Origin of the sequence: Rhodococcus sp. NPDC060086, from assembly GCF_042730275.1 — a bacterium.
Lineage (GTDB): Bacteria > Actinomycetota > Actinomycetes > Mycobacteriales > Mycobacteriaceae > Rhodococcus.
Genome location: NZ_JBHWWZ010000004.1, coordinates 15,472 through 36,144, shown reverse-complemented (window position 1 = coordinate 36,144; position 20,673 = coordinate 15,472). Strand labels below are relative to the sequence as shown.

Annotated in this window: 20 protein-coding genes; 10 read left to right on the top strand and 10 right to left on the bottom strand. The window is 65.1% G+C overall.

Features of this window, described 5'->3' with window-relative positions:
* The first annotated feature begins 7 nt into the window (after window positions 1-7).
* The 4 genes from kdpB to ACFWB0_RS04100 are packed head-to-tail and all read left to right on the top strand — an operon-like array spanning window position 8 to window position 5,941.
* Window positions 8-2,080 carry a potassium-transporting ATPase subunit KdpB gene (gene kdpB, locus ACFWB0_RS04115; protein WP_378489303.1) on the top strand — a complete coding sequence of 691 codons (2,073 nt, stop codon included), beginning with the start codon at window positions 8-10 and terminating at the stop codon, window positions 2,078-2,080.
* Window positions 2,081-2,083: 3 nt separating this feature from the next.
* A complete protein-coding gene (locus ACFWB0_RS04110; RefSeq protein WP_378489159.1) occupies window positions 2,084-2,722 on the top strand; it encodes a potassium-transporting ATPase subunit C in 639 nt (212 codons plus the stop codon).
* A 7-nt stretch (window positions 2,723-2,729) separates the two neighbouring features.
* Window positions 2,730-5,264, top strand: coding sequence for an ATP-binding protein (locus tag ACFWB0_RS04105; RefSeq protein WP_378489158.1), 2,535 nt, complete (start codon window positions 2,730-2,732; stop codon window positions 5,262-5,264).
* Window positions 5,261-5,941, top strand: coding sequence for a response regulator (locus tag ACFWB0_RS04100; protein ID WP_378489157.1), 681 nt, complete (start codon window positions 5,261-5,263; stop codon window positions 5,939-5,941). The genes ACFWB0_RS04105 and ACFWB0_RS04100 overlap by 4 nt, the downstream gene beginning before the upstream one ends.
* Window positions 5,942-5,961: 20 nt before the next feature.
* Here the strand turns inward: ACFWB0_RS04100 and ACFWB0_RS04095 are convergent, their stop codons facing one another.
* The 6 genes from ACFWB0_RS04095 to ACFWB0_RS04070 form a co-directional block, all read right to left on the bottom strand.
* A complete protein-coding gene (locus tag ACFWB0_RS04095) occupies window positions 5,962-7,314 on the bottom strand; it encodes an LLM class flavin-dependent oxidoreductase (RefSeq protein WP_378489156.1) in 1,353 nt (450 codons plus the stop codon).
* A gap of 43 nt (window positions 7,315-7,357) precedes the next feature.
* A complete protein-coding gene (locus ACFWB0_RS04090; protein ID WP_378489155.1) occupies window positions 7,358-8,230 on the bottom strand; it encodes an ABC transporter permease in 873 nt (290 codons plus the stop codon).
* Window positions 8,217-9,023 carry an ABC transporter ATP-binding protein gene (locus tag ACFWB0_RS04085; protein WP_378489154.1) on the bottom strand — a complete coding sequence of 269 codons (807 nt, stop codon included), beginning with the start codon at window positions 9,021-9,023 and terminating at the stop codon, window positions 8,217-8,219. Before ACFWB0_RS04085 ends, ACFWB0_RS04090 begins: the two co-directional genes overlap by 14 nt.
* The gene (locus tag ACFWB0_RS04080) at window positions 9,020-10,111 is read right to left on the bottom strand and encodes an ABC transporter substrate-binding protein (RefSeq protein WP_378489302.1); all 1,092 of its coding nucleotides are present in this window, start codon (window positions 10,109-10,111) and stop codon (window positions 9,020-9,022) included. Before ACFWB0_RS04080 ends, ACFWB0_RS04085 begins: the two co-directional genes overlap by 4 nt.
* Window positions 10,112-10,426: 315 nt before the next feature.
* Complete coding sequence (locus tag ACFWB0_RS04075) at window positions 10,427-10,918, bottom strand: NUDIX domain-containing protein (RefSeq protein WP_378489153.1); 492 nt, start codon at window positions 10,916-10,918, stop codon at window positions 10,427-10,429.
* Entirely contained in the window at window positions 10,915-11,532 is a 618-nt protein-coding gene (locus ACFWB0_RS04070; protein ID WP_378489152.1) for a GyrI-like domain-containing protein, read from the bottom strand. Before ACFWB0_RS04070 ends, ACFWB0_RS04075 begins: the two co-directional genes overlap by 4 nt.
* A gap of 43 nt (window positions 11,533-11,575) precedes the next feature.
* Here ACFWB0_RS04070 and ACFWB0_RS04065 point away from each other — a divergent pair, with 43 nt between their 5' ends.
* Together ACFWB0_RS04065 and ACFWB0_RS04060 are read left to right on the top strand one after the other, a co-directional pair.
* Complete coding sequence (locus ACFWB0_RS04065) at window positions 11,576-12,499, top strand: sigma-70 family RNA polymerase sigma factor (protein WP_378489151.1); 924 nt, start codon at window positions 11,576-11,578, stop codon at window positions 12,497-12,499.
* Between the two features lie 92 nt (window positions 12,500-12,591).
* Window positions 12,592-13,824: a DUF222 domain-containing protein gene (locus ACFWB0_RS04060; RefSeq protein ID WP_378489150.1), complete on the top strand. Its 1,233-nt coding sequence runs from the start codon at window positions 12,592-12,594 to the stop codon at window positions 13,822-13,824.
* A 73-nt stretch (window positions 13,825-13,897) separates the two neighbouring features.
* Here the strand turns inward: ACFWB0_RS04060 and ACFWB0_RS04055 are convergent, their stop codons facing one another.
* Window positions 13,898-14,530, bottom strand: a complete 633-nt coding sequence (locus ACFWB0_RS04055; protein WP_378489149.1) for a carboxymuconolactone decarboxylase family protein — start codon at window positions 14,528-14,530, stop codon at window positions 13,898-13,900.
* A 110-nt stretch (window positions 14,531-14,640) separates the two neighbouring features.
* Here ACFWB0_RS04055 and ACFWB0_RS04050 point away from each other — a divergent pair, with 110 nt between their 5' ends.
* Both ACFWB0_RS04050 and ACFWB0_RS04045 read left to right on the top strand, forming a co-directional pair.
* Window positions 14,641-15,834 carry a pyridoxal phosphate-dependent aminotransferase gene (locus ACFWB0_RS04050; RefSeq protein WP_378489148.1) on the top strand — a complete coding sequence of 398 codons (1,194 nt, stop codon included), beginning with the start codon at window positions 14,641-14,643 and terminating at the stop codon, window positions 15,832-15,834.
* Between the two features lie 3 nt (window positions 15,835-15,837).
* Entirely contained in the window at window positions 15,838-16,842 is a 1,005-nt protein-coding gene (locus tag ACFWB0_RS04045) for an AraC family transcriptional regulator (protein ID WP_378489147.1), read from the top strand.
* 23 nt (window positions 16,843-16,865) lie between these two features.
* On the opposite strand, the gene ACFWB0_RS04040 is transcribed toward ACFWB0_RS04045, so the two are convergent.
* A complete protein-coding gene (locus ACFWB0_RS04040; RefSeq protein ID WP_378489146.1) occupies window positions 16,866-17,291 on the bottom strand; it encodes a VOC family protein in 426 nt (141 codons plus the stop codon).
* 167 nt (window positions 17,292-17,458) lie between these two features.
* On the opposite strand from ACFWB0_RS04040, the gene thpD reads away from it, so the two are divergent.
* Window positions 17,459-18,346, top strand: coding sequence for an ectoine hydroxylase (gene thpD, locus ACFWB0_RS04035; protein WP_378489145.1), 888 nt, complete (start codon window positions 17,459-17,461; stop codon window positions 18,344-18,346).
* On the opposite strand, the gene ACFWB0_RS04030 is transcribed toward thpD, so the two are convergent.
* Window positions 18,330-19,190, bottom strand: coding sequence for a hypothetical protein (locus tag ACFWB0_RS04030; protein ID WP_378489144.1), 861 nt, complete (start codon window positions 19,188-19,190; stop codon window positions 18,330-18,332). The two genes, thpD and ACFWB0_RS04030, sit on opposite strands and share 17 nt — an antisense overlap.
* A complete protein-coding gene (locus ACFWB0_RS04025) occupies window positions 19,187-20,002 on the bottom strand; it encodes a MerR family transcriptional regulator (protein WP_378489143.1) in 816 nt (271 codons plus the stop codon). Before ACFWB0_RS04025 ends, ACFWB0_RS04030 begins: the two co-directional genes overlap by 4 nt.
* 297 nt (window positions 20,003-20,299) lie before the next feature.
* On the opposite strand from ACFWB0_RS04025, the gene ACFWB0_RS04020 reads away from it, so the two are divergent.
* Complete coding sequence (locus ACFWB0_RS04020) at window positions 20,300-20,533, top strand: heavy-metal-associated domain-containing protein (protein WP_378489142.1); 234 nt, start codon at window positions 20,300-20,302, stop codon at window positions 20,531-20,533.
* Window positions 20,534-20,673: the final 140 nt, after the last annotated feature.

Genomic DNA, 20,673 nt, shown 5'->3' with positions numbered 1-20,673 from the left:
CCCTGCGGTGCCTCACACTGCCGGGTCGCACCCCGACCGCATCACTGCGGGTGTGTTCGACCCCCGTCAACTCGCCGCCGCCGTCCCCGGTGCATTCCGCAAGCTCGACCCACGACACGTCGCACGCAATCCCGTGATGTTCGTCGTGCTGGTGGGATCGGCGATCGCAACGGTCGCGGCCGTCATCGACCCGAGCATGTTCGCGTGGGCGATCGCCGTCTGGCTGTGGTTCACCCTGTTGTTCGCCAACCTCGCCGAATCCGTCGCCGAAGGGCGTGGCAAGGCACAGGCCGAGTCTCTACGGAAGACCAAGCAGGACACCATAGCCCGAAGGCTCACTGCCTCGGGTGACGAGAAGCCGATCAACGGTACCGAGCTGCGGGTCGGTGACCTCGTGGTGGTCGAAGCCGGCGAACTCATCCCCGGAGACGGCGATGTGGTCGAAGGCATCGCGACGGTCGACGAATCCGCGATCACCGGCGAATCCTCCCCCGTGATACGCGAATCCGGCGGCGACCGCTGCGCTGTCACCGCAGGCACCACCGTGCTGTCCGATCGCATCGTCGTCCGGGTCACCGCCGAGCCCGGGCACACGTTCGTCGACCGCATGATCGCGCTCGTCGAAGGCGCGGTCCGGCAGAAGACGCCCAACGAGATCGCGCTGAACATCCTTCTCGCGGCCTTGACGATCGTGCTACTCCTCGCGGTGGTCGCGGTCGGGCCGATGAGCGCGTACGCCGGTGCACAACAGGGGCCGATCGAGCTGATCGCGCTGCTGGTGTGCTTGATCCCCACCACGATCGGCGCGTTGCTGTCGGCGATCGGCATTGCCGGGATGGACCGGCTCGTGCAGCGCAACGTCCTGGCCAAGTCGGGGCGCGCGGTCGAAGCGGCAGGCGACATCGACACGCTGCTGCTCGACAAGACCGGCACCATCACCTACGGCAATCGGCGCGCCACCGCGCTACACCCCGCACCCGGTGTCACCGAGCACGATCTGGCAGCCGCAGCGAGGTCGTCCAGCCTGTCGGACGGCACCCCGGAAGGGCGCAGCATCGTCGAACTGTGCGCCGAGCACTACCGGCTCGATCCCCACAGTCCCACCGCCGAGGACGCTGCCGATTTCGTGCCGTTCACGGCACAGACCCGGATGAGTGGCGTCGACATCTCTTCCAGCGGAACTGTCGTCCACATCCGCAAGGGTGCCGCCGACACCGTCGCACGTTGGGTGCGCGAACAGCACGGCACGATCCCCGGCGAAGTGACCGCGACCGTCGACGACATCGCAGGCCGCGGCGGCACACCGCTCGTGGTCGCACGCACGGACACGCGCGGAGCTGTGGTCGTCGGTGTCGTCGAGCTCTCGGATGTCGTCAAGCCCGGTATGGCCCAAAGATTCGCGCAGCTGCGTGCGATGGGCATCCGTACCGTGATGATCACCGGCGACAACCCGCTGACCGCCGCAGCGATCGCGGCAGAAGCCGGCGTGGACGACTATCTCGCCGAGGCGACACCCGAGGACAAGCTCGCACTGATCCGTTCGGAACAACAGGGCGGTCGCCTCGTTGCGATGACCGGCGACGGCACCAACGACGCTCCCGCGCTCGCGCAGGCGGACGTCGGTGTCGCGATGAACACCGGGACCTCCGCCGCGAAGGAGGCGGGCAACATGGTCGATCTCGATTCCGACCCGACCAAACTCATCGAGGTCGTCGAGATCGGCAAGCAACTGCTCATCACGCGCGGCGCACTCACCACGTTCTCGCTCGCCAACGACCTGGCGAAATACTTTGCGATCCTGCCTGCACTGTTCAGCGGGATCTACCCGCAACTGTCGTCGCTGAACATCATGGGCCTGGCGACCCCGCAGTCCGCGATCCTGTCGGCGGTCATCTTCAATGCGCTCGTGATCGTCGCGTTGATTCCGTTGGCGCTGCGGGGTGTCCGGTACCGCCCGTCGAGCGCGTCGTCGCTGCTGGGCCGCAACCTGCTCCTCTACGGCGTCGGTGGTGTCGCGGCACCGTTCGTCGGGATCTGGCTCATCGACCTCGTGGTCCGACTCGCACCGGGAATGGGATAAAGCATGCACACCACGAACTTTCTACGGCAGCTGCGCGTGGGCGCGGTCGTGTTGCTGATGCTCACTGCCGTCGTCGGGGGCGCGTATCCGGCAGCGGTGTGGGCGGTGAGCCGCCTCGGGACCGCGAGCGCCGAGGGAGCACCGTTGACCGACGCGGACGGGTGCGTGGTCGGCAGCGCGCTGATCGGTGTGGATCCGCAGGTCGCGCCCGGCGATCCCGACCCGTTCTTCCACCTGAGGGTCGTGGGGTCGATCACGGACGAGGATCCCTTCGCACCTGGCGATCCTGCGGCCGCGCTGCCATCGAACCAAGGTCCGAGCAGCGCTATTCTGGCAACGTTCATCGAGGAGCGGCGCGCCGCGATCGCTGCTCGTGAAAGTGTGTCTGCTGAGGAGGTGCCGGTCGATGCGGTCACCGGGTCCGGGTCCGGCGTGGACCCCCATATTTCCCCCGAGTACGCCGCACTGCAGACCCAGCGGGTGGCACGGGTGACCGGCCTGAGCGTCGACCGCGTCCGCGAACTCGTCGCCGAACACACCGACGGCAGGCAGTTCGGGTTCCTCGGCGTGGAACGGGTGAACGTGCCGGAGCTGAATGTGGCACTCGGTCTGACGGTGCCCGAGTGCACCACCGGCTCATGAGAGTGCGATGAGCGACACCACCGCCCCGCCGACCCGGCGCGGACGCCTGAGAATCTATCTCGGCGCCGCGCCGGGTGCCGGCAAGACGTACGCGATGCTGGGGGAAGCGCATCGGCGGGTCGCGCGCGGCGGCGACGTCGTCGTTGCGATCGTCGACACCCACGGTCGAATCCGCACCGAGGAGCAGCTCACCGACCTCGAAGTCGTTCCGTCACAACGCAGGACGTACCGAGGAACCGAGTTCGACGAGCTCGACCTCGATGCGGTGCTCGCGCGAAAACCTGCGGTCGCCTTGGTGGACGAGCTCGCACACACGAACGTGCCGGGCGGCAGGAACGAGAAGCGCTGGCAGGACGTCGAGGAGTTGCTCGACGCGGGCATCGACGTGCTGTCAACCGTCAACATCCAGCATCTCGAATCACTCAACGATGTCGTCGAGCAGATCACTGGGATCGCGCAACGCGAAACGGTCCCGGACGCGGTGGTGCGCCGCGCCGAGCAGGTCGAGCTCGTCGACATCACCCCGCAGGCACTGCAACGGCGGCTCGCGCACGGCAACGTCTACGCGCAGGACAAGGTCGACGCCGCGCTGCGCAACTATTTCCGAGAGGGCAACCTCACTGCGCTGCGGGAGATCGCACTGCTGTGGCTCGCCGACCAGGTCGACGTGGCACTCGCGAAGTACCGCGGCGAGCACGCCATCACCGACACGTGGGAAGCACGCGAACGTGTGGTCGTCGCCGTCACCGGCGGCCCCGAGTCCGACACTCTGATTCGTCGCGCAAGCCGGATCGCTGCGAAGGCGAGCGCCGAACTGCTGGTCGTGCACATCGTTCGCGGCGATGGCCTCACCCGGGTCTCGGACCGTCAGATGGGCAGGGTTCGGCAGCTCGCCGCAAGCCTGGGTGCGGGAGTGCACAGCGTCGTCGGCGACGACGTGCCGTCGACATTGCTTGCGTTCGCGCGGGAGGTGAACGCCACGCAACTCGTGATCGGCACGTCGCGACGCTCCCGCTGGGCCCGCATCGTCGACGAGGGCATCGGGGCAGCCGTCATCCGTGACTCCGGCCGGATCGACGTGCACATGGTCACCCACGAACACACCGCGCACGCGCCGAGAGTCGCGTTCCTCGGTCGCCACGAACGGCGAGTACAGGCCTGGATCGCCGCGTTCGCGATCCCCGTCGTGGCCACCGCGCTGATGATGCTGATCGACCGCACCATCGGGGTCGCGGGCCAGGAAGCCCTGTTCTTCGTCGTCGTGCTGACCGTCGCACTGTTCGGCGGTATCGGACCTGCCATCGTCGCTGCTCTGCTGTCCGGTCTGCTGTTGAACTTCTTCTTCACCGAACCGCTGCACAGTCTCACGATCGCGGCACCGGAAAACTTCGTCACCACCGTCGTACTGCTCGTCGTCTCGGTGGCCGTGGCCGCGCTCGTCGATGCGGCCGCCGCGCGAGCGCGGGAGGCCCGCTTCGTATCCCAGGAAGCCGAACTGCTCGCGCTCTTCGCGGGTGCTGTCCTCCGTGGCGCCGACGTGCATGCGCTGCTCGTCAAGGTACGAGAGACATACGGCCAGAAGGGTGTGACCGTCCTGCGCGTCGAGGACGGCGTACACCACGTCGTCGACAGCACCGGAGACTCCGCGCCGATCTCACCCGATACGGCCGACACGGTGTGCGAGGTCGACGAGGGTCGGTACGCACTGTTGCTGTCGGGAGGACGTCTGCGTCCACGCGACCGGCGGATCCTGACCGCGGTCACCGGGCAGATCGCCGGGCTCGTCCAGCAGCGCGAACTCGCCGCCGAAGCCTCCCGCGCGTCGGCGCTCACCGAGACCGACCGGCTACGACGACTGTTGCTCTCCGCCGTCAGCCACGACCTGCGCACCCCGCTCGCCGCGGTCAAGGCTGCTGTATCGAGCTTGCGCAGCACCGACATCGAGTTCTCCGAAGAAGACACCGCCGAATTGCTCGCAACCGTCGAAGAATCCACCGATCAGCTCACCCGGCTGGTGACCAATCTCCTCGACTCGTCGCGCCTTGCTTCCGGGGTCGTCTCACCCGCGCTCGATGTGGTCTACCTGGACGAAGTGGTCCATCGCGCGGTGCTCACCCTCGCCGGCGGCGGCACCGACATCGCCCGCGCGCTCCGCGAACGCATCGCCATCGAGGTCGACGACACGACCGTCTGCGCCGACGAGGCACTGCTCGAGCGGGTTCTCGCGAACCTGATCGACAACGCGGTGCGGTATGCACCCGACGGCCCGGTGCGTGTCGGCGCCACCGTCGCCGAAGGCCGCACCATCATCACCGTCGCCGACCGCGGCCCCGGCTTTCGGCGCGCCGACCACAGCGACGCGTTCGCCGTCTTCCCGCGATCCGGGGATCGCCGGTCGACCGGCGGCGCGGGCCTCGGGCTCACCGTCGCCCGAGGATTCGTCGACGCCATGGGCGGCATCCTCACCATCACCGACACCCCCGGCGGAGGCACCACCGTGGTGATCGACCTCCCCACTTCACCGGGCAGGATGGATTCGTGACTCGCATCCTGGTGGTCGACGACGAACCACAGATCCTGCGTGCCCTGCGGATCAACCTCAAGGCCCGTGGCTACGACGTTGTCACCGCCTCCGATGGCGCCACAGCCCTGCGTGCCGCGGCACAGCACCGTCCCGACGTGATCGTCCTCGATCTCGGTCTGCCCGACATCGACGGGATCGAGGTCCTGGCAGGACTCCGCGGCTGGTGCACCGCGCCGGTGATCGTGCTGTCCGCCCGCACCGATGCGGCCGACAAGGTCGCGGCCCTCGACACCGGAGCCGACGACTACGTCACCAAGCCGTTCGGGATGGAAGAGTTCATGGCCCGGATCCGCGCGGCCGTCCGACGCGCAACCGCCTCCCCCGGGCTACCGGATCCCGTGGTGGTCGCCGCAGCCTTCACCGTCGACCTCGAAGCCAAGAGGGTCACGCGCGACGGAGTCGACGTGCACCTGACACCCACGGAATGGGGAATGCTCGAGATGCTCGTCCGCAACCGCGGCAAGCTCGTCGGGCAACGCGAACTACTCACCGAACTGTGGGGACCTACGTACGTCACGCAGACGCATTATCTGCGCGTCTATCTCACCCAATTGCGCCACAAACTCGAACCGGACCCCGCGCACCCGCGGCACTTGATCACGGAACCGGGCCGGGGTTACCGGTTCGAACCGTGACAACTCCCGGATGGTCGGCGTCACGCAGTCGCAACAGCCGACCGCGATGCGGGCGCGTAGCTGCTCACCGGGCGGTCCAGCCCGTAATGTCCACGCAGCGTCGTCGCGGTGTAGTCGGTCCGGAACAGGCCACGCTCCTGCAGGATCGGCACGACCAGCGCCGTGAAATCCTCCAGGCCGCCTGGCAGATACGGCGGCATGACGTTGAACCCGTCGGCTGCATCACTGACGAACCAGAGCTGGATCTCGTCGGCGATCTGCGCGGGTGTACCGGCGAACGTGCGGTGCCCGCGCCCGCCGCCGAGCTTGGCGATCAGCTGCCGCACGGTGAGCTCCTCCTTCTCGGCGAGGTCCTTCACCAGCTGGTAGCGGCTCTTGTTGCCCTGGATCTCGTCGATGGGAGGCAGCGGCGGCAGCGGCGCGTCGAGTGAATGCTCGGTGAGTTCGACGCCGACCATCCGAGAGAGCTGGCGCAACGAGTAGGCGGGCGAGATGAGATCGGTGAACTCCTGTTCGAGGGCTTTCGCCTCGTCTTCCGTCGCGGCGATGAACGGGACGATCCCCGGCAGGATCTTCAGCGACTGCGGGTCGCGGCCCGCCTTGATGACACGGGCTTTCAAGTCTCGGTAGAACTCCTGTCCCTCGGTCAGCGTGCGTTGTGCGGTGAACACAGCTTCTGCATATTCCGCGGCGAAGTCCTTGCCGCTCTCCGACGAGCCGGCTTGCACCAGGACGGGACGGCCCTGCACCGAACGCGGTGAGTTGAGCGGACCTCGGACCCGGAAGCGTTCACCCTGGTGCTCGACTGCATGGACCTTGGAAGGATCAGCGAATCGACCTGTTGCGGAATCCAGTTCGATCGCATCGTCCTCCCAGCTGTCCCACAGTGCAACAGCGACATCGACGAACTCGGCTGCGCGGTCGTAACGGCCGGCGTGGTCGGGGGTCTCGTCGTAGCCGAAGTTGCGAGCCTCGTCCTCACCACCCGAGGTGACGATGTTCCATCCTGCGCGGCCACCACTGATGTGATCGAGGGACGCAAACTTCCGAGCCAGGTTGTAGGGCTCGTTGTACCCGGTGGAGGCGGTGGCGATGAGACCGACGTGCTCGGTCACCACGGCCATTGCAGTGAGGAGCGTGATGGGCTCGAAGATGGCCTGCGTGTTGTGTTCGACGCGTGGTCCAACGGCGAGTCCGTCGGCGAAGAACACCGAGTCGAGTTTTCCACGTTCGGCGATCTGCGCGAGTTCCTGGAAATGCTTCACATCGAGGACCCGGTGGGCTTCGGTGCGGGGGTGACGCCACGCTGCTTCGTGATGGCCGACGCCCATCAGGAATGCGTTGAGGTTGAGTTGTTTCGGAGAATGAGACATGACTACCTGCCCGGGGACGTTTCCGAATGGATGAAAGGCACGATCACTGCGAGACGCGCCAGCGTGAGAGCCTGCGTTCGACGGTCACGAGGATGCCGTTGAAGACGAGACCGACGATCGAGATCGCAATGATGCCCGCGTACATGTTCGGGATCTGGAAGTTGAGCTGCGACGCGGTGATCAGATATCCGAGACCGGCTTTGGCGCCGACCATTTCAGCGGCGATGAGCACCAGGATCGAGGATGCCGCGGCCATCCGGATTCCCGTGAAGATCGTCGGCACCGCGGCCGGCAGGATCACCTTCTGGAACAGCCGGTACGACGGAAGACCCAGTGACCTGGCCGATTTGACCAGCAGCGGATCCACCGTGCGCACACCCGAGATGGTGTTGAGCAGGATCGGGAAGGTGCTCGCGTAGACCACGAGGGCGATCTTCGAGGTCTCGCCGATGCCGAGGATCAGGATGAACACCGGAAGCAACGCGAGCGCGGCCGTATTGCGGAAGATCTCGAGGATCGGGTTGAGGGTTTCGGCGACCGGCTTGTACCAGCCGATCGCCACACCGAGCGGCACAGCGAACACGAGCGCGATCGCGAATCCGGTGAGTGCGCGAGTCAGGCTCGCACCCAGATGCTGTGCGAGTTGGCCTCCCACGACCAATTCCCAGAACGCTTCCAGGACAGTGGTGAGCGGAGGCAGGAACACGTCGTCGACAAGACCCACCCGTGGCGCGATCTCCCAGAGGGCGAAGAACGCGACGATGGCGACGGCCGGCTTGAAGATCTTCCACGCCACTGCACGTCCGCGGTCCGCCGCGGTCGACGTGGAGGCAACGGCCGGCGTGTCCGCCTTCCGTTCGATGGCGGACGCAGGCTCTTCGATGGGCCGGATCAGTGTGGAACTAGTGCTGGACATGATTCACCTCGGTATGTAGTTCGCTCCAGATGTCGTGGCGATGACGACGGAATGCGTCGCCGGACCTGACATCGTCGACGGTGCGATCGATCTCGATGTCGACGACGGTCTTGATTCGTCCCGGACGGGCGGTCAGGACTGCGACACGCTGCCCGAGATAGACGGCTTCGTCGATACCGTGGGTGATGAACAGGATCGTCTTGCCTGTTTCCCTCCAGATCCGCAGGAGTTCGTCCTGCAAGGATTCGCGGGTCTGCGCATCGAGCGCCGCGAAGGGTTCGTCCATCAACAGCACCTCGGGGTCGAACGCGAGGCTGCGCGCGATGGCCACACGTTGCTTCATGCCACCCGAGAGTTCATGCGGGTAGCGGTCGCCGAATCCGTGCAAGCCGACGAGTTCGAGGTAGTGCTCGGCGAGTTCATGCCGAGTCTTCTTCGGCAGCCCCTTCGCTTCGAGCCCGAATTCGATGTTCGAGCGGGCCGTGCGCCACGGGAGGAGCGCGTACTGCTGGAAGACGATGCCCCGGTCGAGTCCCGGACCCGATATCTCGCGGCCGTCCAGAAGGATTCGACCGGAGGTCGGTTCGCTCAGCCCGCCGAGAAGGTCGAGCAGCGTGGACTTACCGCACCCGCTGGGACCGACGAGGACGAGGAACTCGCCCTCCGCGAGATCGATGCTGACGTCGTCGAGTGCGGTCAATCGGCCGTTGCTGTCGCGAACGTCGAACTGCTTGGTCACGTTCTCCAGTCGGAGCTTCGGGGTCGTCTTCGGGGTCGTCTTCAGGATTGTCACTGCACTGCCTCCTCGACGGGTTCACCGTTCGGGCCGCTGTTCGGGTCGTAGGTTCCGTTGGCGTAGGGGTTGAATTCGTTGGTGTAGACCTCGGAGGTCGTGAACGTGCCCTCGTCGAGTTCACCGTTGCGGGTCAGCCAATCCAGCCACGTCTGGATTTCCTTCTCGGCGATCACGCCGCCCGGACCGGCAACTCCGGTGCTCTTCCAATAGCCCACGAGGTCGGTGTTCTCGTTGCGTCCGCGACTGTTGATGATCTCTTCGAACTCGGCGACCACCTCGTCGCGGGGAGTGGTCTGAGCCCAGCGGATGGCACGGGCGGTGCCCTGCACGAAATCCTCGACGGCGTCGCTGTTCTTCGCGATGAAGTCGTCGCGGAACACGTAGGTGCCGTAGCTGAAGGACCCGAAGAGCGATTCGTCGGTGAACAGAGGGCGGATTCCACCGCGCTCGAGAGCGGTCTCGCGGAAGATGCTACCGAGTGTTCCGACGTCGATCTGGCCTTCGCGAAGTGCCTGCTCGGTGTTGACGGGGGGCACCACGGTGAGCTGGACCTGTGCGATCTCCTCGGGAGTCAGCCCCTCCTGTGCGAGCCATTCGCGTGTCAGGAATTCGTGGTGGGCTCCGAGTGTGTTCATGCCGACCTTTTTGTCGATCAGGTCGCGCGCCTCACGGATCGGACTGCCGTCGAGCACGTAGTACCCGGTAAAGCTCGCCTTGTCAGAGCCGTAGGAGGCCAGCACTCCGGTGAGTGGAGCTCCTCCGGCCTGCGCTTTGATGACAGCGCCGTTGAACGCGGAGCCGAATTCGATCTGGTTGGTTGCCGTGTTCTGCAGCGACTGCGGCCCGTTGCCGTTGTCGCCGATCCATTCGAGCTCGACGTCTTCGTAGTAACCGAGGGATTCGGCGAGCTCCGGGAAGCCGACCTGCGCCGGCGAGCCTTCGTACCTCAGGACGGTCTTACCGTCGGCGGTCACGGCGGTATCCGAGCTCGACGAGCAGGCGGCGGTCAGTGAGGTCAGAGTGAGAAGTGCTGCAGCTGCGGAGACGGCGGTTACGAGGCGCCGGCGCAGCGTGTGGTGAGACATCGTGTTCGAGGTGTCCTTGCGTCGGCCCGTATGCACGGGCACCGGTTCGAGGTGGTTGCGGTTCAGCGACAACGGCTTGCGCGACAGCACGGACAGCTACACACGACGAGTTCCCTTCTGTTCGATGACGACCGTGCAAGCATCGCGATCTGTCACCTCACCGACAATGGTTCGACGCACGGCGAGTAAAAGACGCCACAGACGCGACCTTCGGTGCACATCCTTCGTCGCCGAGCACAGACGCGCGCTCGATGGGCAAGAGCGTCGTGCCGACAGCACGCGGCTATCCGGTGCTGTCGCGGATATCAGGGTGCGTCACTCGACGCGATAGCGGCGGCCGAGGTCGTCGAGGCGCGCGCGAAGCCCTTCGAGAATGGGACGCTGCCCTTTGTGGAGCTTGAACTCGGCGTCGGGCAGCGACCACCACTGCGCGTCGTCGACCTCCGGAAACTGCTGCATCTTCCCCGACTTCGGAGGCCATTCGAGGTCGAACATATTGCTGGACAACAACTGCAGGTCTATCTCGGTTTCGCCGGTGTAGACGCTCACGATCTTCCCGGACGGTTGCTTGTAACGTCCCAGCAGAGTCAACGGCACATCGGGAGCGGGAAATCCGCACTCCTCCTCGAATTCGCGTAATGCAACGCCGCGCGGTTCCTCCTCGTCGCCGTACTCGCCCTTCGGAACCGACCACGCGGCCTCGTCCTTACCCTTCCAGTACGGCCCGCCCGGATGCACGAGCCACACCTGAAGAAGACCCGAGTCATCGATGCGATACAGCAGCAGGCCCGCGCTCGTGACGGTCATACGACGGCAACCGGCTGCCGAAGAATGGTTTTCAGCTTCTCCGGTGCGGTCCGCCGAGGGTCGCTCAGATAGATCTCGTGATGTTTGCCGTCGAAGGTGAAGCCTCGCTCTGGAATCACACGGTGATGAAGCCTCTCGAGAACCGGGCCTTCATCGTCGTAGGCGCCGATGTGCAGGATCTGTACGCAGATTCCCTCGGTCCACGTCATGGGATACAGCTTCGGCAACGCCGGCAGATCCTTCTTCGCCGCCGCGACAGACTTCGCCGAGTCGATCATCTCGTCGGTGATCCACGGCGGCTGGTTGATCATCATCGTCCATTTCCATGCCTGCTTATCGCGGGTGACGAAGGTCGACATGTCGTCGGCCCACCACAATCCCTCCAACGGCCCCACAACGGCGTCGCGCTCGAGGCTCTTCTCCGACGCGAACTTCACCGTGTACGACACGCTGTACAGGGCCTCGACCGCCTCCGCATATGCCGAGCTGATGTTCGGGTCTCCACTCCCGTCGACCGCGAGGTACCGGAACTCGGGTACATCCACTTCCGTAAAGTCCTCGGACGGCGGAGAATACAAGTTCTTGTGTACACGTTTGACGTCGTACTTCTCCATACGCCTGTCGCCTCCGGTCCTGTTGCGTCGTAGCATCGAGGATATGCGCGCACCCGCGATGGCGGAATCGTTCGAAGAACACCGTGGCCACTTGTTGTCTGTTGCATACCGGCTCACAGGCAGCGTGGCCGACGCCGAAGACGCGGTGCAGGATGCGTGGCTTCGACTCGACGGTGCAGACGCCGACAGTATCGATGATCTGCGGGCGTGGTTGACCACCGTCGTGGGACGCCTGTGCCTCGACAGGCTGAAATCGGCCGCGGTCCGCCGCGAGAAGTACGTGGGCCAGTGGTTGCCCGAGCCGATCGTCACGCCCCTCGCGGGCGCAACACCGCCCGATCCGCTCGAGCAGGTCGTGCGCAGCGAGGACAACCGTCTGGCGGCACTGATTGTGCTCGATACCCTCACGCCCACACAACGGATCGCGTTCGTGCTGCACGACGGATTCGGTGTCCCGTTCGACGAGGTAGCGCGCATCCTCGACATCGGCGTGCCTGCGGCGCGGCAACTCGCGTCACGTGCTCGACGCGCCGTCGTCGACGCCCCACCACCGCCATCGCCCAGCGAACATGAGCACGCGGTACAGCAGCTCATGGCCGCCATCGCCACGGGCGATATCGACACCGTGATCGCAGCACTCCACCCGGACGCGCGCATGATCGGCGATGCCGGTGGCACCACGCGCACCGCAGTCAACGTCATCGTGGGCCCCGAGAACTTTGCTCGATTCTTCCTCGGGCTCGTACGCCTCTACGGCGCGGAGGCACTCACGTCGCTCGAGCCGGCGCTCATCAACGGCGAGCTGGGGTTCCTCAATCGCGGGTCGGCCGGCGACGACACACACCGAGGGTTTCCCGGACGCGTCATGGGAGTCACTGTGCGTGACGGACGCGTGTGGGCCGCATACGACATGGCGAACCCTGCCAAGCTCGGCGGTGTCCGTCTTCCGCCCGACCAGCAAGGGTGAACCTGGATCAGCGCATCGACTTCACCAGGAACGATTCGAACAACTGTTCTCGAAACCTTGAAGTTCGAATGTGCATTCGATAGAATCCGGACATGGGTGGGGAGCAACGGAAACTCGACAATCGTCAGCTGATGGCCGCCGCGCTCACCGTCTGCGCCGAGATCCACAGGCTGCAGGTACACCGCGTAGACCTGATGATCGAAATGATCGAACGCGACACCGTCAAAGAACACGACTACCGCAGCCCAGCCCACTGGCTCGCCGCCGCCACCCACCTCGAACTCGGTGAATGCCACCGCATCGAAACACTGGCGCGGCTACTGCGACTGGAACCGGAAGTACGCGAAGCGTATTCATCCGGTCTGTTGGATGCGGAGAAGGCACGGCAGATCGCGTACTTCTGCCAGCACTATCCCCGCACCATGAACCCCTGCGACTTCGAGAAAGCCCGCGACATCCTGATCGAGCACGCCTCCGAGCGGGTCGCCACGAAAGCGACCGTCCGGGCCCTGATCCGCCGACTCGAACACCTCTACAACACCGGCGACGGACCACCACCGGGCGAAGACTCCTCACGCAACGAACTGTTCGTCTCCACCACCTGGCACGGCCGAGTCGTCATCACAGGCGAGTTCGACGCCGTCACCGGTGCCCGCCTGCGGCATCTGCTCTCCCCGCTCGCCGCGCCGAGGCCTGAAGTCAACGGTGTCAAAGATGATCGGCCGGCGTCGAAACGCACCGCCGATGCGTTCGATCAACTGTTGCAGTTCGTCGAGGCCGCCGGCCTCGTCCCGGTCGAGGGCGGAGTGAAACCGCACGTGACGGTCACCGCCTCGATCAAAGATCTGACGACGAACACTGCGGTGAAAGAACTGTTCACCCACAGTCCTGAGCACGGGTATGCGACCGAGCCCTGGGCGGGCCCATTGTCGATCGACGCCGCCCGGATGCTCGCCTGTGATTGTCAGGTCACCCGGATCCTGCTCGACGAACACGGCGTGCCGCTGGCACACGGGCGGACGCACCGGACTGCGACGACGGCGCAACGTCGAGCGCTGGCCGTCCGAGATGGCGGATGTGCCTTCCCCGGGTGTTCGACACCTCCGGCGTGGGCGGCTGCGCACCATATTCACCATTGGGTCGACGGCGGTGATACCGACCTCGACAATCTGGTGTTGCTCTGCGGACACCATCACCGGTTGATGCATCACACAGACTGGCACGTGGAAATCACGGAAGAGCGGCGGCCGCAGTTCATTCCACCCGCGAGTGTCGATCTGTTCCGGACACCGATACCGGGAAACCGACCGGACCTGGTCGCCTGACCCACCGAACATCTCCAGCCACCGTCACCAGGGCACCCGTGTGCCGTGGTGACGGTGGCTGCGTCGACACGCGTTACTTCGCGGACCGCGGCGTGATCACCGATTTCGTGCTGTCCTGAGTGTCACCGGCTGCCGGTGCTTCCGCCCATGGCACGCGACACGCGTCGGTGCTGAAGCCCTGGTCGTGTATTCCGAGCGCCGAGTTCATCCGCGCACGCATGTTCTCGAGCGCAATCTGGTACGTCAGTTCCACGACGCCCGCCCGACCGAACCGCTGTTCGAGGTCGGCGACCTGCTCGTCGGTCACATCGTTCGCCACGTCGCCGGTCATCGCGTCGGCGTAGGCGATCGCAGCCCTCTCGTCGTCGCTGTAGAGATCCGAGGTCGCGTACTCGGCGATGTGCTCGAGCCGATCGGTGTCCAGACCGTCGAGCCGCTGCAGCATCGTCCCGAAATCCACGCACCACGAGCAGCCGACAGTCCACGCAGTGCGGTACACCGCGATCTCCCGGACGTTCTTCGGCAGGACCTTCGATGCCCGATCGACGAGCATCTCGTGCAGACCGCTCGCGCGCAACAATCCGGGGTGGTACGCCACCACGGTGAACGGCTCGGGGATCTGGTCGAACATGCGTCCTGCGACCTTGTACATCGCCTTCGTCGACAATCCCGCCTGGTCCGGGGTCAACGGTGGTATCCGTGTCATGGCCTGTCTCCTCCGTCGTTGTTTCGTCCTCCACCTGTTGGACGAGACACCGCACCCGGATGTGACACGGCAGCCGAACATGGCGAATGTGCAGCGACTACGCTGCAGAAATGCCAGATTCGTCGAACTCGCGACAGGCTCGCACCGTCGCTCGCCTGCGACCGTTCGCCTCCACGATCTTCGCCGAGATGACTTCGCTCGCCGTCGAGCACGGTGCGATCAACCTCGGCCAGGGCTTCCCTGACACCGACGGGCCGTCCGAGATGCTCGAGGTCGCCCGCCGAGCGATCGCCGATGGAGTCAACCAATACCCGCCAGGGTCCGGGATGCCCGTGTTGAGGACGGCGATCGCCGCCGACCGGTCGGCGCGCTACGGCCTTCATCACGACCCGGACACCGAGGTCCTGGTCACCGTCGGCGCGACCGAGGCCATCAGTGCGGCGCTGCTCGGTCTCGTCGAACCCGGCGACGAAGTGCTGCTCACCGAGCCCTACTACGACTCCTACGCGGCGTCGGTCGCGATGGCAGGCGCGACCCGACGAACTGTGCCGCTGACTCGCTCGGGCAGCGGGTTCGTCCTCGACGTCGATGCGCTCCGGGGCGCGGTCACAGACCGCACCCGCATGCTCGTCGTCAACACCCCGCACAACCCGACAGGAACGGTGTACGACGACGAGGCGCTGGCCGCGATCGCCGAACTCGCGTGCGAGCGCGATCTGCTGGTTCTGTCCGACGAGGTCTACGAACACCTCGTCTTCGACGGCCGCCACCACACTCCCGTCGCGTCCCTACCCGGAATGGCCGAGCGCACGATCACGGTGTCGAGCGCCGCGAAGACCTTCAACGTCACCGGCTGGAAGATCGGGTGGGCGATCGGCCCCCGCGCCCTGATCGACGGAGTACGCGCAGCCAAGCAGTTCATGACGTTCGTCGGCGGCGCGCCGTTCCAGCCCGCGGTCGCGCACGCGCTCACTCACGAGCAACCATGGGTCGCATCGATGCGTGAGGACCTACAGCGCAAACGGACACTGCTGTCGGGCGCGCTCGTCGAGGCCGGTTTCGACGTGCTCGATTCTGCGGGCACGTATTTCGTCTGCGCAGACATCACACCGCTCGGCTTCCGCGACGGGGTTTCGTTCTGTCGGTCACTACCGGAGAAAGTCGGTGTCGCTGCGGTGCCGGTGAGCGTGTTCGTCGACGACACCCCGGCATGGAATCATCTGGTGCGTTTCGCGTTCTGCAAGCGCGATGATGTTCTCGCCGAAGCGGTCCGGCGACTTCACGGTATCGGGGAGGCATTGTAGGCAATGTCGGCACCGACGATTCCCTCCGATTTCGTCAGCCGAGCAGTGAGTGTGGCGGCGGACGACGGCATCGACCTCACGCCGGCACTCGACGCAGGCAGGATCAGCCGAGCGGTACTCGCCCAGCCCCACGCGCGTCTCACCCCCGAGCAGGTCAGCCTGTTCACCCGCGCAGTCTGGCAGATCACCGACGACGAGTTGTTCGGACTCGGCACCGGTTCGGTACCGCGCGGCTCGTTCCGGGTCATGACGTTGACGTTGATCCACTGTCCGGATCTCGCGCATGCACTCACTCGCATCATCGAGGTCAACCGGGTCCTTCAGGGACTTCCGAAGATGAGTCTGTCCATCGGTGAGACAAGCACCTACCTCGATGTGATCCTTCCCGCCGAGGTGACGGAAAAGACCCGCGTGACAGTTGATTTCCTACTGATGCTCCTGCACCGATTCGCGGCGTGGCTCGTCGGAGGCCGAGTACCGCTCGTGTCGGTGGCACTGCCGTACGCGGAGCCGGATCCGGTCCTCGCCCGCAGCTACGACGCGATCTTCGGTGTCCCCGTCACCTTCCGTGCGGGGCGCGCCGCACTCGAAATCGACAGCGCCGCTCTGCGATCGCCGATCATCCGGTCGGAGGAAGCACTCGAGGAATACTTACGGGACTCCCCGAACCTCATGCTGTCGGAGCGCGACTACGAATCGACGGTCTCCACCCAGGTACGCAGGATCTTCGAGTCGGGCATCAAGGGTCGCACCGCGACCGCCGACGAGATCGCCGACATGCTCGCGGTGAGTCCGCCACATCTGCGGCGACTGCTGCGTCAGGAGGGCACCTCCCTCGGCCGGCTGCGCGAGGAAGTGCTGTGCGACCTTGCGATCGCCGGACTACGACGGGGCGAACCGGTGGACAACCTGTCGGCCCGTCTCGGATTCTCCGAGCCGAGCGCATTCCGACGCGCGTTCAAGCGGTGGACGGGCAACACGCCCCGCGCCTACCGGGCACACGACTGAGAAGTGACCTCGACAAGCGGCTGTCACACGATGCAGAACTCGTTGCCTTCCGGATCGGCCATCGTGATCCACTCGTAAGGCCCCTGGCTGCCACGATGCAGCACCGTCGCGCCCGCGCCCGCGAGCCGCTCGGCTACCGCCTCGCGGCCGTCTCCCGCCTGGATGTCCAGGTGCATCCGGTTCTTCACCGTCTTTCCCTCCGGGACCCGCTGGAACAACATCCGGGGCCGATGCGGGTGGTCGGGGTCGGCGATCGCGGCCCCGGCCCGCCACACGAGTGTGCCGTCGAAAATTTCGGTGTCTTCGTCGCGTGCGTGGCCGGCCGCCACCAGTCCGCGGATGAAGTCTTCGTCGCTGGGTTCGACGCGCCATTCGAGCGCTTCGGCCCACCATCGCGCCTGAATGTGGGGGTTGCTGCAATCAACCGTTACTTGAAATTCGTATCCCATCTCACGACCCTAACGCCGACCTCCGACAGGGCTCCCCGCTCGACGCGCAACCCGACGAACTGGGCATTCTCTGTCATCTGCCCTGTATGTCGGGTTGCATAACCGGCCCCGGAGTGAGACGGTCGAGAGGAACCATCGTCGATCCTCGAGAGGGTGATTCGGAAGACATGCGCACGGTCGTGAAGGACGAATATCCGACTCGCAACCGAACTGTTTCGGAATCCATCGCGCGAAAGGATCCTGTCGTCTGGGGCTCCGCCGCCGGACCACTCGATTCCTCCGCAGTCGCGGAATACGAGAGGAGCGGATTCCACACGGCGAAGGCACTTCTCGCCGCGAACGATGTCGGTAACCTATTGGAAGAAACCTCACGACTCGGTCGTGAACTCGGCAACGACGAACGGGTGATCCGCGAGCAGGGCAGCGGTGATGTCCGCTCGATCTTCGACGTACACCGCCTGAGTACTCTCGTGGACAGAATCATTCGACGTCCCGAAGTAGTGGGCATAGCAAGGCAATTGCTCGATTCGGACGTGTACGTCCACCAGTCCCGACTCAACGTCAAACCCGGCTTCCGGGGCGGCCCGTTCTACTGGCATTCCGACTTCGAGACGTGGCACGCGGAAGACGGCATGCCGGCTCCTCGCGCGCTCAGCATCTCGATCGCATTGACCGAAAACTACGGATTCAATGGCGGATTGATGATCATGCCGGGTTCGCACAAGACGTTCGTCTCGTGTGTCGGCGAAACTCCGGACGACTACTACCGAGAGTCGCTGGTCACCCACGTTCCGCCGACAGGGTCGCCCGACGAAGACACCCTGACCCGAATGAGCGCCGAGTGCGGCATCACCACGTTCCGCGGATCTGCGGGTTCGGCAACGGTTTTCGATTCGAACTGCATGCACGGATCGAACGGGAACATCACACCGCTCCCCCGCTCCAACTTGTTCGTGGTGTTCAACAGCGTCGAGAACACGCCTGCCGAGCCGTTCGCGGCGAGCAAGCCGCGCCCGTCGTACCTCGGTAGCAGGGACTTCACGCCCCTGACCTGAACTGCTCTGACCTGAACTGCTCTGCTCTGAACTGCGCGGCCACCGCCTCGGGATCGTCGACCTGCAACGACAGGCGCGATACCGAGGCGGTCGCGCGTGTGTGGTCGAAGAAGGCCGGCCGCCTGACCTCGACGGGTTCGGTCGGCACCAGATCCAGACAGGTGCCGTCCGGGCCCGGAAGATACAGCGCGCCGTCGGCAACGATCTGAGACGTGTGTTCCCACCGCCTCCGCGCGACCGCGCGTCCGACCTCTCGCCGATCGAGCTCCACGATCACCTGATGTCCGGTCCGGATCGTCAGTCGTGTGTCCGTCAACAGGTGCGGATGTGTTATCCGGCCTGCGAGAATCCCGAAGATCTGGATGAGTCCCCAGACCGAGAGCACAAGCAGTGCGGTGCGGAGCGCAGGCCATGGCACAAGCACGTGAACGACGACGGCTTCGATGACGCATGCGACGAGGAACGCCATCGGGATACCCATCGTGCCCTTCGTGTATCCGACCGGCGTCACACCCGGCCCCTCGCCGTCGTAGCGTCGGCGCACGAAGAGCCATATCGCGCGGTAGCCACGAATCTCGAACCGAATGAGGTCGGCTGCGATCCTCCCGGTGATCTCCTCGAGGACCACATTCCACTCCAGTCCCTCTCGTCGCAGCGTTCGGATACGCAGCACGGTGAGGACGCCGACCACGATGCCGAGCGGAATTTCGACCGCCAACCACAACCCGAGCGCTGCACCCGCGCTCACAATCCCGAGTGCGGCGAGCCCCGCGTTCACCACCGCTACCAGGATCGTGATCGCCACGGTCGTTCCGTGCAGTCGACGTGCTCCCGCCCCGGTCATCGTCGCTCTCCCGCAGCATCGGCGACCATCGCGATGACCCGGATCGCGACCGCCCGCTGCGCGAGGTCAGGTAAGACTTCGGACATCATCGACTCTCCGTTCGCCGCGTAGGTGGCCGCGGTCGCGGCCCATTCCGCGAAGACGCCGTCGCCGCGATCTGTGAGCACCGTGAGGAATCCGGTCAGCCCTGCGGCAACCGTCTCGATTTCGTCTGCGACATCGCCGGGTACGCGACCTGCGAGCGCTCCGAACCTGCGATACAGAGCCACCACGGAATCCCGCTGCGCTGGATCGGTGAGCACCGCGGTCGCGGCATCGAGGAATTCCTGCGGGGCCTGGCCGGAGAGCGCGACGATCTCCCAACTGTCACGCTCGTGTTCGAAGACCTCCCGTGTCCGGGGATCGTCCTCGCCGTCGATGAGTTCGGCGAAGGCGCGCACCAGCGGTTCGGGAAGTGGTGAGAGGTTCTCCCCGCGGCGATGTCCCTCGAGCATCACGGCCAGCGCGTGCCGCTTCCCTTCGAGCGCATGCAGTTGCGCATCGAGGTCGGCGATCAACGCTTCGAGATCCGCGGTGAGGTCGTCCCGCGCCTCACCGTCGTGAGCTGTGCCGACGATCGTCGGGATCGCGCCGAGAGGTACGCCCGACCCGGCGAGCCAGCGGATGCGCATCAGACGCACGAGGTCCTCCAGCGAGTACACGCGGTACCCGTTGGAGGACCTCGGTGGTTCCGGCAGCAACCCGAGCCGGTGGTAGTGCCGGATCGTGCGTACGGTCGTGTCTGCGGCCGCGGCCAGTTCGCCGATTCTCATGACCCCAGCATCGACCCTGACGTTACGTCGGGGTCAAGTACTACGACCGACGAGTGCGCACTGCATCCGCGAGGCGGTCGGCGACGGTCTCGGCGTCGTAGTCGCGGTCGGCGACCCCGACTACCAGGTCATCCTGCGCGGCGGAAGCGCTGGACGGTTTCGTCGGGGCGACGCAACGAATTTCGGATAATTGATCTGGATCAATGAAGTAAATTTCTGCGGTCTCTACGCTGAGCGTATCGATCAAAGGCGCTGAAGCGCAATCGACGTCGAAATTCAGTCGAGGAGGACTGCAGTATGAATACCACTACCACCACCCACACCGTCCTTCGCGCCGAAGGCTTTTCCTGCCCGTCCTGCGTGGCGAAAATCGAGAAGCGGGTCAACCGCCTGAAGGGCGTCAAGAAGGTGGAGGTCCACTTCGCGTCCGCTCGCATCGAGGTCGATCACGATGCAGAGGTGACGTCGGTGGACGACATCGTCGCCGCCGTAGCCAAGGCGGGGTACACCGCCCGGCCCTCGGCTTTTTGATTACGTCCGGTCGCCCACCCCCGGGCGTCCCAGATCATCCGGCCGAGTCGGGCGCGGACAGATCCCAGGTCTCACGTCTGAAAGGACTTGGTCGTGAACAGGTTCCAACGGTGGATCTACGGCAAGTGGTCGGTTCCCAC

What these genes read in the sequence shown, in the direction of transcription:
- ACFWB0_RS04110 (WP_378489159.1), top strand. Translation starts at nt 2,084, where the DNA reads ATGCACACCACGAACTTTCTACGGCAGCTGCGCGTGGGCGCGGTCGTG.
- ACFWB0_RS04105 (WP_378489158.1), top strand. Translation starts at nt 2,730, where the DNA reads ATGAGCGACACCACCGCCCCGCCGACCCGGCGCGGACGCCTGAGAATC.
- ACFWB0_RS04095 (WP_378489156.1), bottom strand. Translation starts at nt 7,314, where the DNA reads ATGTCTCATTCTCCGAAACAACTCAACCTCAACGCATTCCTGATGGGC.
- ACFWB0_RS04090 (WP_378489155.1), bottom strand. Translation starts at nt 8,230, where the DNA reads ATGTCCAGCACTAGTTCCACACTGATCCGGCCCATCGAAGAGCCTGCG.
- ACFWB0_RS04080 (WP_378489302.1), bottom strand. Translation starts at nt 10,111, where the DNA reads ATGTCTCACCACACGCTGCGCCGGCGCCTCGTAACCGCCGTCTCCGCA.
- ACFWB0_RS04075 (WP_378489153.1), bottom strand. Translation starts at nt 10,918, where the DNA reads ATGACCGTCACGAGCGCGGGCCTGCTGCTGTATCGCATCGATGACTCG.
- ACFWB0_RS04070 (WP_378489152.1), bottom strand. Translation starts at nt 11,532, where the DNA reads ATGGAGAAGTACGACGTCAAACGTGTACACAAGAACTTGTATTCTCCG.
- ACFWB0_RS04065 (WP_378489151.1), top strand. Translation starts at nt 11,576, where the DNA reads ATGCGCGCACCCGCGATGGCGGAATCGTTCGAAGAACACCGTGGCCAC.
- ACFWB0_RS04060 (WP_378489150.1), top strand. Translation starts at nt 12,592, where the DNA reads ATGGGTGGGGAGCAACGGAAACTCGACAATCGTCAGCTGATGGCCGCC.
- ACFWB0_RS04055 (WP_378489149.1), bottom strand. Translation starts at nt 14,530, where the DNA reads ATGACACGGATACCACCGTTGACCCCGGACCAGGCGGGATTGTCGACG.
- ACFWB0_RS04050 (WP_378489148.1), top strand. Translation starts at nt 14,641, where the DNA reads ATGCCAGATTCGTCGAACTCGCGACAGGCTCGCACCGTCGCTCGCCTG.
- ACFWB0_RS04045 (WP_378489147.1), top strand. Translation starts at nt 15,838, where the DNA reads ATGTCGGCACCGACGATTCCCTCCGATTTCGTCAGCCGAGCAGTGAGT.
- ACFWB0_RS04040 (WP_378489146.1), bottom strand. Translation starts at nt 17,291, where the DNA reads ATGGGATACGAATTTCAAGTAACGGTTGATTGCAGCAACCCCCACATT.
- thpD (WP_378489145.1), top strand. Translation starts at nt 17,459, where the DNA reads ATGCGCACGGTCGTGAAGGACGAATATCCGACTCGCAACCGAACTGTT.
- ACFWB0_RS04030 (WP_378489144.1), bottom strand. Translation starts at nt 19,190, where the DNA reads ATGACCGGGGCGGGAGCACGTCGACTGCACGGAACGACCGTGGCGATC.
- ACFWB0_RS04025 (WP_378489143.1), bottom strand. Translation starts at nt 20,002, where the DNA reads ATGAGAATCGGCGAACTGGCCGCGGCCGCAGACACGACCGTACGCACG.
- ACFWB0_RS04020 (WP_378489142.1), top strand. Translation starts at nt 20,300, where the DNA reads ATGAATACCACTACCACCACCCACACCGTCCTTCGCGCCGAAGGCTTT.